Source organism: Staphylococcus saccharolyticus, from assembly GCF_900458815.1.
Taxonomy (GTDB): Bacteria; Bacillota; Bacilli; order Staphylococcales; family Staphylococcaceae; genus Staphylococcus; species Staphylococcus saccharolyticus.
Genome location: NZ_UHDZ01000001.1, coordinates 973,824 through 987,582, shown reverse-complemented (window position 1 = coordinate 987,582; position 13,759 = coordinate 973,824). Strand labels below are relative to the sequence as shown.

Sequence of the window (13,759 nt, the reverse complement as noted above, 5' to 3'; positions counted from 1 at the left end):
ATATTAAATCTGAATTAGTCTCTTAATAGAGTTTCTTGATATTTTAATTTTTTAATAGCACTTCTTTTTGTTAGCAAGCCAACTAAAAAGAAGAAAAATGAAAAAAAGAACATTGTTGGATACTTTATAGTAAAAGCTAACGTAAATATAATTCCTATTATTAGCATAAGACGATATAAAAACTGCTCATATCCTTTAATCACCTTTGTATCTGAGACTGGCCAAACTTGAGGCCACAAGCCATAAGCTTGTTGTGTATAAAACTGAGACATTTGAAGTAATATGATATACATAAATAAACAACCAATAATTAAAGAAACAAATGGATTTGAGAGCCAAATCATTAAAATTAGAGCTATGACAACTAATCTCAATATGATAGTAAATACATCTCTGCCCCTAACAAAACTACGTATAAACAAGAAAAGATACATTCTATTTTCATTAAATTTTTTCCCTCTAGGCACAGGTAATAGGAAATCTAAATAACTACGTCTTACTGCTGATTCTCTAAGATGTTTAACATCCGTGAACATGTTTACAAATTTATAGTAATTTGTATGGTGTTGGTGTTCAATCGCTATCATCTTTTCCCAAGGAAACAATCGAAGTCTAGCTTTCGATTTTAAGAGAATAATTCCACCTATTAGTAAAAGTACGATAACTAAAGCAACATAATTGTGAAACTTTAAAATTAAATAGTAAGTTAACGCTATAAATAAAAATAACAATAAATTAATAATCCATTTATTATAATTTAGCTTTAACCAATCCCATCTTATTAATAAACCGATGTACGGATAAATTAATGCACATGCAGCAAAAGCAATATAAAAACCAAATTGGTTATGATTTAATTTATTAAATATAGGAAAAAAAACAATTATTAATATGACTTGTAACACAATTCGTGAACCATAGCTATATATCAAGCTTACTTTCATATAATGTTCCATATGCTTTTCAAATGGAAGCAGAAATAGTCTATCTGCATCTTTAAGTAATGTTCTAATCGGGAATAATGAAACTATTGCCACAACTAGACTAGCAAATAATGCATAATCAATATGTTGTGGTATGTGTTGTAACCATTGTCCGTAACCAAAGATAAATGCCCCTAACAAAATGAGTAAAAATACAGTGAAATGGCCATTAAAAATAAATTTGTTATAGTAATTCTTTTCCTTACGAATCGCCTGTTGTCTACTTTTAAATAAAGATAATGCTTCATCATTCATAAGCATTGCCACCTTGTGTAACGTGAATATAAATATCATCCAAAGTCTTATCTTTTAATCCAGTTTGCTCACGTAATTCATCTAAATTACCAAAGGCAACAATTTCGCCTTTATCAAGAATGATAAATCTATCACAGTAACGTTCAGCGGTTGCTAGGATGTGTGTACTCATCAGAACAGTACGATTTTCATTTTTCTTCTCTACCATTAAATCTAACATTGATTGAATACCTAATGGATCGAGTCCTAGGAACGGCTCATCAATAATATATAGTTCTGGGTCAACGATAAATGCACAAATAATCATCACTTTTTGTTTCATACCTTTTGAGAAGTGACTTGGAAATACTTGAAGTTCTTTCTCTAAACGAAATACCTTTAGTAAAGGCTCCGCTCGACACATGGCTTCTTCTTTACTTAATTGAAAAGCCATTGCAGTCATTTCAATGTGTTCCTCTAAGGTAAGCTCTTCATAAATGACCGGAGATTCTGGTATATAAGATAACTTTCTTCGATAAACTTCTATATCACCATTAATGTTTGTATCTGAAATGGTTAATGAACCTTCCATAGGATTAATAAGTCCTAACATATGTTTAATCGTTGTGCTTTTTCCTGCACCGTTAAGTCCAATTAAACCAACAATTTCGCCTTGTTTTAATTCAAAATTAATATCTTTAATCACAGGTTTTTTTCCATATCCACCTGTCAGATGTTCAACTTTTACTGTCATAAGGCACCTCCATCGTTCTTATTGTATCAAAAAATGATGTCTTAGACCTAAAATAATCCATGCATCAATGTTGTTTTAATTCAATGAATGCTATAATATTCACTAACATAACTTAAAGAGGAGTGTCATTGCTATGTCAGAAACTATTTTCAGTAAAATTATCTCAGGCGATATCCCAAGCTTTAAAGTATACGAAAATGACTATGTTTATGCTTTTCTTGATATCTCACAAGTTACAAAAGGTCATACACTACTAATACCAAAAAAAGCTTCAGCAAATATTTTTGAAACTGATGAAGAAACAATGAAACATATGGGCGTGGCTTTACCAAAAGTAGCCAACGCTATTAAAGCTGCCTTTAACCCAGATGGATTAAACATTATTCAAAATAATGGTGAGTTTGCAGATCAATCAGTATTTCATTTACATTTCCATTTAATTCCAAGATATGAAAACGATATCGATGGCTTTGGATATAAGTGGGAAACACATACTGATACTCTAGACGATGATACAAAAAAAGAAATTGCGAAAAAAATTCAAGCACAATTTAAATAAACATGCACATTTCTTGTTATACTGGGTATAAGTTAACTAATACATTTATCCGACATATGAAGTGAGGAGAATAATAATGAAAGTCACAAGAATTTTATTTGGCCTAGGTGTAGGTGCTGCAGCTGGATTTGCAGTTGCTTTAAGAAACCGTGACGACCATAGCGTTAAACACAACACAATAGATGCAAGCCAACCTACTGGCGCTCAATCAGAATTAGAACGTGAAATTGAAACAATGAAACAAACTTTTAATGATATTCTTAACTATGGTTCTCAAATTAAAAACGAAAGTATTGAGTTTGGAAGTTCAATTGATGACGAATTTAAAGGATTAATTGGTAATTTTAAATCTGATATCAATCCTAACATTGAAAAATTACAATCCCACATTGAAAATTTACAGAACCGTGGCGAAGAAATGAGCAACGCCTTTTCTAAAGATAAGTAATCTATCAAAGTTATGACGCTATTGTCATAGCTTTTTTGTTTTTAAATAAACTCAGAAAGGTAGTTATTTTATCTTATTTAAAATTGCATAAATCATCTTTTAATCTTCATTAAACCTATTGACTAATATTGTAAAGACATAGATAATACGTATCGAACATTAACATAGAGAAGAGGCATATATTATGTTTTTATGTACTCGGCAAATCGATATTTATGCTAGATTTGGCATACAAAGAATAGCATTTTTAAGTATCGTAGCTACTATTATCACTTTTTTAGTAAGTTATGAAGTTATGTATTATTTTCTAGATACACCCTTATCAGATAAACATTTTTTCATTTTAATAATATTTATCTTATTAATGTATCCTATTCATAAAGTTGTGCACTTACTTTTCTTTTTGCCTTATTATAAATCCTTTAAAGTGCATAAGCTATCAAATAAGAAATGGGTGCCTTATTTTAATACTTACCTAAATACGCCTGTTCATAAAATATATTTTTGTATTAATTTAATATTACCAATTTTCTTTTTATCAGGTATTTTTGTTTTATTAAGTATCTATCTACCTCAATATGGACATTATTTCATGTTCTTATTATCATTAAATATTGGATGTTCTATGATGGATATTCTCTATCTAAAGATTCTTTTATTTTCAAATGATGGTCATTATGTAGAAGAACACCAATCTGGCCTTCATATTCTAAAAAAGGTAGACAATCCTAACGCTAATCGTTCATCACTATAAGTTTGAAAACTTTCAATTCTTTAACTTGATTTTTTCATAATTATAAATAAAATATGCAATATTAAATAGCAACAAATAAGATAGAACTTCCCCCTTTCCCAATCATACTATAGTCTTAGGAAAGGGGGTTCTAATTGGTAGTATTCAAATAATATGTTATATTTATGGTAATTAATACATAAAGGAGCTATCAACAATATGAAATTAATGAACAAAATCATCGTACCCGTAACTGCTAGTGCTCTTTTACTAAGTGCTTGTGGTTCAAATGCTACAGAATCAAAAGATAATACACTGATTTCATCAAAAGCTGGAGATGTTAAAGTTGCTGATGTAATGAAAAAGATTGGTAATGAACAAGTTGCTAATACTTCTTTTAGTATTGTATTAAATAAAATTTTAGCCGATAAGTATAAAGATAAAATAGATACTAAAGATATTGATGAAGATATCAAAAAAGAAGAAATGCAATATGGTGGTAAAGATCAATTTGAAAAAATGTTAAAACAACAAGGTATGTCACTTGATGACTATAAAGAACAGAAAAAACTTTCTGCTTACCAAAAGCAATTACTTGTTGATAAAGTTAAAGTTTCAGATAAAGAAATCAAAGATAATTCTAAAAAAGCATCTCACATCTTAATAAAAGTAAAATCTAAATCTAATGATAAAGATAAAGAAGGTTTATCAGATAAGAAAGCTAAAGAAAAAGCTGAAAAACTCCAAAAAGAAGTCGAAAAAGATCCAAGCAAATTTGGTAAAATAGCGAAGAAAGAATCTATGGATAGTTCTTCAGCTAAAAAAGACGGTTCATTAGGTTATGTTATTAAAGGTCAAATGGTGGATAGCTTCGAAAAAGCACTATTTAAACTTAAAGAAGGAAAAATATCTGACGTTGTCAAAACAGATTATGGTTATCATATTATCAAAGCAGACAAAGAAACTGACTTTAATAGTGAGAAATTTAGTATTAAACAAAAAATCATAGAACAAAAAGTTCAAAAGAAACCTAAACTTCTGACAGATGCTTATAAAGACTTATTAGATGAATATAAAGTTGATTATAAAGATAGAGATATCAAAAAAGCTATCGAAGATTCTATTCTAGATCCAGATAAGATCAAACAACAACAATCCCAAGGCGGGTCATCAGGTTTAACTAGTACTGGCTCTTAAACGTAAAAATAATAAAAATTTTGCTTTTTAAACTAAAAGTGCTATAATTAACTTAACAAGGATATCAAACATATATGCACCAAATCCCCTTACTATGGCAGTAGTAAGGGGATTTTTTGGTGTGGCTATAGTGATGAGTGTCGCCTATTTACTTTTATCATTGCGATGAACGTAGCCAATGCGTAAACAAAGCAACGATACAACCACTTGCTGCTGTGGTCATGATGTGTACAAAGATATCAAATAACATATATGCACCCCCTTCTCCTCATCTAATGACGCCTGAGAAGAAAAGTAAGGCGACTTAAATATTATAACATTGAAAATTGTTTACATTAAAAGTTAACAATAAAAAATAGAAAACCTCTTTGTAAGTATTATATTACGTTCAAAGTAATAATTCCTTTTAAAGAGGCTCTGTATAATGTCATACTATCAATCTAAACTTGTTGGATTATAAAACTGTCTGTTATCTAATCCAAATATTCTGTCAGTAAACTGACCTTTCTCAGTTTTTTTGAATGCTTTTTCAAACATATTCATTTTAGCATCAATATTATCTATAAAGAACAGGATTTCCGCTTCTTTTAGATGTGGTAATTTGGGTGAACCATATTCCATCTTACCGTGATGTGCTAAAATCATGTGCCTTAATAACATCACTTCTTCTCCTCCTTCAATGCCTAATTCTTTTGCAGTTTCAGCAACTTCATCACTTGCAATAGAAATGTGCCCTAATAGATTTCCTTCTATCGTATAAGTCGTTGCAACTGTACCGCTTAACTCTCTCACTTTGCCTAAGTCATGTAAAATAATTGCGCTATATAACAAACTTCTATTAAGTAATGGATAAATATCACAAATTGATTTGGCTATGCGCAACATTGTTAGAACATGATAACTTAACCCACTAGCAAAGTTGTGATGATGAGAACTAGCAGCTGGATAAGTAAAGAAACTTTCTTGATACTTCTTTATTAAATGACGCGTTATGCGTTGTAAACTTGCATTTTCGATTTCCAACATGAAGTGAGATAATTCTTCTTGAATTTCAGAAGGTGTCATAGGTGCACCATCTACAAAATCTTTCGTAGCTACGTTATCTTCAGGTTTAGCTAAACGTACTTGATGCACTTTCATTTGTTTTCGACCACGATAATTAATCACATCACCTTTAACGTGAACAATTTCTTCAGGTTTTAACGTTTGCATATCTTCTTTTGTCACAGTCCACAGTTTTGCTTCAATATCCCCACTTTTATCTTGAAGGAAAAGCGTCATATAATCCTTTCCTTGTGCAGTAACACCTTGTGTAGCACGATGTATTAAGAAAAAGTGATCTACTGAATCGCCGGGATTTAAATTTTCTACATTTCTCATTTTTTCCCGCCTTCCTCTATTTTATTTAAAAGGAGCATTTCTTTAGATGGAATCAAGTTATCTTTAGTACATGTGAAATATAAAACTTGATAATCTTTAGATAGCTCTCTTAAGTAATTTAACATGCGTTCTTTTCTATTTTTATCAAAATGAACAAATGCATCATCAACAATAATTGGGAATGGATAGTATGGTTTTAATACCTTTATTAAACTGATACGAAGCGAAACATATAATAATTCTTTAGTAGATTGACTTAATTCTACTGGTTCAAATATTTGGCCATTTGAATGTTTAACTCGTATCTTATTATCCTCTGAATAATTTATCATTGTATATGCATCATTAGTTAAAGATTTGAAAATAGATACCGCTTCATTTATCACTTGAGGTAAACGCTTATCTTTAATTTGCTTGATATGTTCTTCAACTAATGTTTGTAAATAACTTAAACTAGCCCAATCTTTAGCTATATCATTGAGTCTATTCTTCAAGCCAAAGTACTCATGTCTTAATTGTGCTAAAGTCGCATCTGTTTCCATATGGCTAATTTTAGCACTTAAATCACTAACTTCAGCTTGCATTTCTAAATATTGATCATTATAATCATCAACTTGTCTTGCTAAAGTACTGTCTTCTTTATCTAACTGTGCAGAAGTCTTTCCGCTTAATTTAGAACTCATTTCATATGAATAATTTTGATTTTCAAGATATTTTGATAAATCATTGAAACGATTCATATTATTTTGATATGTTACATAATTTTGATGATGTGTGTAAAAACTTTCTTCGTTATCTACATCAATATAATTAAACAATTCATTAATAATATGATTATTTTCTTTTAGACGAGTTTGTAGTTGTTTTAATTCGTTATTAAGTAACTGCGTTTCATTCTGATTCTTCTTCCACGCTTCATTACTGTCTTCAGCATGTTTTAACCACTGTCTCACATCATGGAAGAATGACATTTGATTAAAATGTGCGAAATGAGATTGAGTAACGTTTTCTGATTGTTGATAAAACGTATCTAAGTCTTTGACTAAATCAATTCGTTGCTGATTTAATTCTTCAATGAACTTATCGTGAGATTTAATATTACCAATTGTTGAAATACTTTCAACAATTAATTCATCAGAAAGTTTTGGCGAAAGTTTTAATTCCTCTTTAAGTTGCATAATACGCTCTTTAAGAGAGTCTAGACGACCTTGTGCCTCACTAAGCGTTCTCTCTAAATATTGATGCTTTTCTTCTAACATTTCTCTATTTTTAATCGCATTTTGCCACTGTTCATGAATACGATGTTGGTAATCTAAATCAAATTCTAAATCATAATTAGTTTCTAACTGTGTCAACTGACTTTCTAAATCATTAATCTCTTGACTAATCGCTACGCTATAATCAACTTCTTTTGTTTTTGATAAATAAATACCTACTACAAAGATAATTGTTAAAATTGCAAATACAATACCGAAAATTAAATTAGTTGTCACAAAAGAAAATACACTTAATGTAGCGCCAATTATTGCTAATGCTATAAATCCTATTCTTAATATCTTTTGACGTTGCTTCTTACGTTCTTGATCTTCTCTAAAAGTTTCTTTTAATTTTTCATATAAATTTTCCTTTTCATGTAACTCTAAAACCTGTTGAGAATACTCTTTTTTCTTTTCAAAAGTTTCTTCAGGAACAAGTTCTTGTTCTAATTGATCTAATTCACTTGAATTGGAGTTTCGTTCAATTTTATTATCTTCAATACTTCGTTCTAATTGAACAATGTAGGCATTTTGTTCTTGTTTAGCTAAAATTTGTTCACTTACATAATTTTTCATTGCCTCGGAACTATCAACGTTGTGGTGCACATCATTCCAACCAATATTAGATTGTAAACGTTCCTTTTCACGCTGTTTATCCATAATATCTTTTTTTATAGAGCGTAATTCAAACTCTTTTTGCTTAATTTCATTTTCTTGTTGATAGAGACCATTCAGGTCATTGATATCTTTTTGATCAACAGGTTCAATGTTTTCGGCATCTTTATTAAATTGAGCCAAACGTTCCTCTTTAAGACTAATGTCTCTTTCAAGAGACAATTTATGCGATTTTGCTGTTTCATATCTATCTATACCTTTTTCAGGAAAGTGAATCGATGCTATATTTAGTACTTGCTCCAAACTTTTCCACTCTTGAGTTTGATCATGTAAAGCAACTTCCTTTTGCTTATCCTCGTGCATTTTAGATAATTGATTTAAATTTTGCTTTAAGTGTTCAAGTCTACGTGACGATTTATCTCTATCATCTACTAATCGGTGATATGAATCTAACTTACTCTCTTCTTCACGTATTTGACCTTCTAGATATTTAAGCTGTTCAATTTGCTGATTAATGATTGGATTTTTTCCAGCCTTTTTATACAATTCATTTTTTTTTTGACCAATCGTATCTCTCATGCTAGTGAATTCTGTTGATCCCAGTGCACCAGCTTCTAATAAATAATCTTGTAATTGTTTCTCATCTAAATTTCTATGGATATCCTGCAATCCTAAAACATCGAATGAAAAAATTCCTTGATACGTTTTCTTCGAGATATAATTAAGTTTCTTATTCAGCCATGCTTCATCTCTAATTGTGCCATCTGCAAGATATACCTTTACATCACCTTGGGCACTACCTTTGATCCTCTCAACTTCTGCTTCAATTCCATCATCAAAAATCAGCTCTAGTTTGCCTCCATATTGATTACCTAAACGAGGCTCTAACCGAGGTTCTTTTGATTTTTTAGTTGGAAAGCCAAATAAAATAGAATGAATAAATGCTTGAATCGTTGATTTACCCGCTTCATTTTCTCCATAAATCTCTGTGAATTTGCGATTAAATTCAATTTTTCGTTGAACAAATTGACCATATCCATATATTTCTAACGACTTAATTATCATTTTGTTCACCTCTCATTTCATCCCTTAATAGACTTTCAGCGTGATTAACTAATTCTGTTCTATCAAATTCTGTATAGTCATCTAAATACTTAGAAGCTCTTGGATTAAGATATAAATCAGTCATTGCACTATTAAATAATGATGCATCCTCAATGAGTTCTGAAGAGAATTCATTAACCAATGGAGCCTCATCATTTTGAACATATTGTATATTTATATCTTCAATAAAAATAAACTGCGTTTCGTTCTCTTCAAATTCAGTAATCATTTCCTTCAGCTGAATTAGATCTTGTGGCGCCATAGCATCTTCACTATTAATTAACATTGTTAATCTATAAAATGCTTTACCTTCAGATCTTACTTTATCCTTGAAAGTTTGAATTGCCTTATATAATCCTTGCTTAGATGCTTGATCTGTTTCTATCGTCGCTTCTTCAAATTTAATATAGTGTGTTGGGTAAAATTGTGTTGTTAATTTTAGATGATCTCCTTCAACTAGGAGGCACCCTTTTTCTCCTAACTCATTAAAATGTCTTCCCTGAATATTACCTGGATAGTTGATAACAGGCATATCGCTTAATTGTTCACGCTCATGAATATGACCAAGAGCCCAATAATGATAGAGTCGGCTATTTAAATCTTCTAATCTAAATTCTGTATAACGGTCCTTGGCTTTAGACTTACTATAAGTACCATGTAAAACTCCTATATGTATTCCTTTTTGCCCTTGGCTAGAAGGATACGCGTCAATTTTATTTTCATAACTCGCATCATTTTGATAACTAAATCCGTGAATATAAATTGTTTCGCCATCTTTAGTAATCGCTTGGTATGTTTCAACTTGATTTGAAAAAACAGAAACATTATTAGGCCAATTCGTAGATATTTTAGAAGTTAGAGGATCATGATTACCATGACAGACATAGACAAAGATTTGTTCTTTCCTCAATCTTTCAAATTGTTCTTTTAAAAACACCTCTGCTCGAAGCGTACGATTTTCATTATCAAATAAATCCCCTGCAATGATAATAAAATCGACTTCTTGTTTCAATGCTAAATCCACAATATTTTTGAAACTTTCATATGCACTTTTTTGAACATCTTCAAATATACTTGGACTTAAGTAACTTTTTGATTTGAATGGACTATCCAAGTGTAGATCAGCACAGTGTATAAATTTAACCATGAGTTTCATTCTCCTTAGAAAATACGTAAAGTTAATGTATATAATGCATCCTGAATATAAATGAGTAGTATATAAAATAAAAACAATAAATATTTATAAGAAATTGGTGTAACGTGAGTAAGCTTTTAATAAGAAAAAATAACTTTACTTTATATTCTTTTATTTTACCATACCTCAGGAAGGCCAGTCGACGACGAAACGTATTTCATATATTTATACCAGTAAATTTTACACAGCATCTCATTTCGTATATTCAAATTTTGAACTAATATAAAAATCTAAAATACAATATATTAATTTCAGAGATAGTGTATAAAAAAGAGTAGGGCATAAAGAGCGCCCTACTCTTTTTTATACACTATAAATATTAGTCAGCATAGATTTCATCTAAAGGTTTAACGATGATTTGATTAATCTCTTGGAATACTTGGCTCATTTTTTGCTCAGCATTCATTAATTCAGAGATATTGTCATCTTTTTCAATTGCTTGAGCTTGTTCTTGAGCTTTTTGTAAATCTTCCTCAGGGATTTCTTCACCTTGCATTTGTTTTTGTTGGAAACTCATTTGAGTTTCACGGAATTTATCAAATAATTTTTTTGATTCATCGTTTTCTTTAACTTTAGCAAATGCATCTTTAATTGCTTTATATTCTTCACTATCTCTTAAAGCTTGTTCTAATTGATTTGCATAATCATATAAATTTACTGCCATTGTTATTGCACTCCTTTGAGTTAATTTGTGTTTTAACCACTCACAAAACACTTTAACATATCTGTCACCTTTAGACAAAGATTGCAATGATACCTTGGAAAAATCCTATAATACCGCCGAGGATAAATCCTAAAGACATGATTAATTTTAATTCTTTATTAGCAATTTCAATAATTAATCCTTCAATATAACCTAATTCAAATGTATTAATTTGATCCTCGATTAACTGTCGTAAATTAATTTTTTGCATGATAACAGGTAAATGATGTGAAATATTATCCACTATGCTGCGAGTTATAATAGCTACAGCTTCATTTTCAAAATATTGTATAATTTTTGGTGCTAAATCATTAACAGGCATACGTGCCTTGTCATTAAGATTAAGATAAGATAACACTAATTCCGATGTTGATTGTGAAATCTTCTCAAATTAGTCATCACCAATTAATTCTCCTAATTGTTTATATTTTAAAGTTTCATATTCGTTGTGTATAACTTTATTTATAATTGAGCGTGCTTTTGGATGCTCTGTAAGTCTAATCAGTTCATACTGTATACGTTCTGCAATACTTTCTTTAGTCATAAACATTTGAAGTAGCCCTATAATCTTGCCTTTTTCCTGAAAAAAAGTGTCTAACATTTCATATATATCATGTGTACCTTTTGCAGAATTCAAATATATACGTGCTCTTTCACATAAAAATTCAGTAACTTTGTCAATATTATTATCTGCAATTTGAATAAGTTGCTGTGGTAATACATGTGTCACAGGTTTTCTTTTATAACTTAAATAAAATTTATCTAAAATAGTTTCTTTTGACTGCGATTGATTTAATTTATATCGAATCATATCTTCAGTGATTAAATGGTCTTCAATCACTTGTCCAATTTTTTGAGCAATTTCGTCACGTCGTTTAGGTATTAAACCCGGTGTAAAAGGAATGCGAAATTTAAATATATAATATGGTTTAAATGGGTGGAACAACATTCGAATTGCGATAACATTAGTTATCCCGCCTATAAGCGCTCCTATAATGACCATAAAAGTGATGATAAGCAAAACATGCATATTGTAAACTCCCTTTTTTAATTTCAAAGTGTGATTAGATTATATCATCAACTCGTTGTCTTTTTTTACTAGATGCTTCACTATTTGAATAAAAAACGATGAAACCAAACATGATGTTGAATTTCATCGTTAAAATACATTGTTTTATATATCTATAAATCAAATACTGTAAAGTGATTCAATCCTGGTTAGATTCTACTATCACTCTTGTCAAATCATTATTTATACGTGCATTAATTCTTCTTTTGAATTTCTATTAAAGTAAGTTTCGGCTTCTCTCATTTTCGAAGTACCGAAGATAGGTTGTTTTTCTGGGTTTAGTACACGGTAAATATTACTTACTTTATTACTTTGTAAAATAAAACCATTTCGTGTATCAATTGTATTCCAATATATATCACTTGTAGTAGAATGATTGGGGTATGCACAATGATTTCTTGAAATTGTTTGAACAATTTCAAGAGGATCGCAACCGAAAGTACTATTTAATACATCTGAATCTCTAAATAAAGCGCAAATTGACACACAAGTCGTCCAGTTTGGTAATACTCTTTCTTTTTCAATTTGTACTAACGTTTTCTTTGAAAGCCCTATTGTTTGAGCCATAGTGTCTTGAGTATAACCCGCTTCTATACGTACCATTTTGAATTTTGTTTGAATTAAATCTGTGAAACTCTGTCTATCCATTATGTTTATCTACCTTTCTAATTGGAAATATTTTATCCAGACACAAGAAATTGCAATAATACACATTTCTTGAAACACAAATTACATCTTAATATATTTTTAATAAAAATAAAAGAGTCAAATGCGTTTTTGTAACTATTTTTATTAAAGGCAAAATTATCAAAATAATTAAATAGTTACAAATTATCGACAGTTTTAAGAAAAAAATGCACTGTTTTAGTAGTGGAATAAATAGTGTTTCAAGCTTTTAAAGCCTATTAAATCAACTTATTCTTCATGGCATAAATAGCTGCTTGCGTTCGATCAGTAACTTCTAATTTATTAAAAATATGACTCACATGTGTTTTAACAGTTTTTTCAGAAACAAATAAAGTTTTAGCTATTTCTTTATTTGTTTTACCTTTAACCATCTCTTTAAGTACTTCTCCTTCTCGCTTAGATAACTTATTTGTATAGTGCGGCTTTTTATATACCTTTTCCATAACACTTTTTGCCTGTGGATGAATCATCCGTTCCCCTTGAAGTACTTTATGAATAGTATCAATAAGCTTTTGGGGTTCAACATCTTTCATTTCATAACCGTCTGCTCCTTTATCTAGAGCTGAAATAACATGTTCATCATCTATATAACTTGTTAAAACTAATACTTTAATATTTGGATATTGTTGCTTTAGTATTTCAGTAATTTCAATACCATTCATTGTAGGCATTACCAAATCAAGTAATACAATGTCTGGTTGTTCATTTTCCATTAAATATGTAAGAAATGACTGTCCGTTAGCAAAACTTTGAATAACCTCCAAATCATCTACAGTGGATAATAAAAATTCTAAACCTTGTCGTACAATATGATGATCATCTAGTAACGCTACTTTATACAT

The 13,759-nt window shown here is 30.0% G+C and carries 12 protein-coding genes and 2 pseudogenes; 4 read left to right on the top strand and 10 right to left on the bottom strand.

Annotated features, from left to right (window positions below; all coding sequences use genetic code 11):
* Window positions 1–14: 14 nt before the first annotated feature.
* The gene (gene ecsB, locus DYE57_RS04875; protein WP_115313071.1) at window positions 15–1,238 is read right to left on the bottom strand and encodes an ABC transporter permease EcsB; all 1,224 of its coding nucleotides are present in this window, start codon (window positions 1,236–1,238) and stop codon (window positions 15–17) included.
* Window positions 1,231–1,971: an ABC transporter ATP-binding protein EcsA gene (ecsA, locus tag DYE57_RS04870; RefSeq protein WP_115313070.1), complete on the bottom strand. Its 741-nt coding sequence runs from the start codon at window positions 1,969–1,971 to the stop codon at window positions 1,231–1,233. Before ecsA ends, ecsB begins: the two co-directional genes overlap by 8 nt.
* 133 nt (window positions 1,972–2,104) lie before the next feature.
* Here ecsA and DYE57_RS04865 point away from each other — a divergent pair, with 133 nt between their 5' ends.
* From DYE57_RS04865 to prsA, 4 genes are all read left to right on the top strand, one after another.
* Window positions 2,105–2,530 carry an HIT family protein gene (locus DYE57_RS04865; RefSeq protein ID WP_115313069.1) on the top strand — a complete coding sequence of 142 codons (426 nt, stop codon included), beginning with the start codon at window positions 2,105–2,107 and terminating at the stop codon, window positions 2,528–2,530.
* Window positions 2,531–2,606: 76 nt separating this feature from the next.
* Window positions 2,607–2,978 (top strand): YtxH domain-containing protein, encoded by a 372-nt coding sequence (locus tag DYE57_RS04860; protein WP_115313068.1) that lies wholly within the window; start codon window positions 2,607–2,609, stop codon window positions 2,976–2,978.
* Window positions 2,979–3,162: 184 nt separating this feature from the next.
* Window positions 3,163–3,732 (top strand): DUF3267 domain-containing protein, encoded by a 570-nt coding sequence (locus tag DYE57_RS04855; protein ID WP_115313067.1) that lies wholly within the window; start codon window positions 3,163–3,165, stop codon window positions 3,730–3,732.
* 198 nt (window positions 3,733–3,930) lie between these two features.
* Window positions 3,931–4,908, top strand: a complete 978-nt coding sequence (gene prsA, locus DYE57_RS04850; protein WP_115313066.1) for a peptidylprolyl isomerase PrsA — start codon at window positions 3,931–3,933, stop codon at window positions 4,906–4,908.
* Between the two features lie 144 nt (window positions 4,909–5,052).
* Here prsA and DYE57_RS04845 read toward each other — a convergent pair.
* From DYE57_RS04845 to DYE57_RS04810, 8 genes and pseudogenes are all read right to left on the bottom strand, one after another.
* A pseudogene (locus DYE57_RS04845) lies at window positions 5,053–5,158 on the bottom strand (type I toxin-antitoxin system Fst family toxin).
* A gap of 185 nt (window positions 5,159–5,343) precedes the next feature.
* Window positions 5,344–6,288 (bottom strand): 3'-5' exoribonuclease YhaM, encoded by a 945-nt coding sequence (gene yhaM / locus DYE57_RS04840; RefSeq protein ID WP_115313064.1) that lies wholly within the window; start codon window positions 6,286–6,288, stop codon window positions 5,344–5,346.
* Window positions 6,285–9,224 carry an ATP-binding protein gene (locus DYE57_RS04835; RefSeq protein WP_115313063.1) on the bottom strand — a complete coding sequence of 980 codons (2,940 nt, stop codon included), beginning with the start codon at window positions 9,222–9,224 and terminating at the stop codon, window positions 6,285–6,287. The genes yhaM and DYE57_RS04835 overlap by 4 nt, the downstream gene beginning before the upstream one ends.
* The gene (locus DYE57_RS04830) at window positions 9,214–10,410 is read right to left on the bottom strand and encodes a metallophosphoesterase family protein (protein ID WP_115313062.1); all 1,197 of its coding nucleotides are present in this window, start codon (window positions 10,408–10,410) and stop codon (window positions 9,214–9,216) included. The genes DYE57_RS04835 and DYE57_RS04830 overlap by 11 nt, the downstream gene beginning before the upstream one ends.
* A 367-nt stretch (window positions 10,411–10,777) precedes the next feature.
* Entirely contained in the window at window positions 10,778–11,122 is a 345-nt protein-coding gene (locus tag DYE57_RS04825) for a YlbF/YmcA family competence regulator (protein WP_115313061.1), read from the bottom strand.
* A 70-nt stretch (window positions 11,123–11,192) separates the two neighbouring features.
* Window positions 11,193–12,191 (bottom strand): annotated as a pseudogene (locus DYE57_RS04820) (DUF445 domain-containing protein).
* Between the two features lie 222 nt (window positions 12,192–12,413).
* The gene (gene xdrA, locus DYE57_RS04815; RefSeq protein WP_115313060.1) at window positions 12,414–12,878 is read right to left on the bottom strand and encodes an XRE family transcriptional regulator XdrA; all 465 of its coding nucleotides are present in this window, start codon (window positions 12,876–12,878) and stop codon (window positions 12,414–12,416) included.
* 257 nt (window positions 12,879–13,135) lie between these two features.
* The gene (locus tag DYE57_RS04810) at window positions 13,136–13,759 is read right to left on the bottom strand and encodes a response regulator (protein WP_115313059.1); all 624 of its coding nucleotides are present in this window, start codon (window positions 13,757–13,759) and stop codon (window positions 13,136–13,138) included.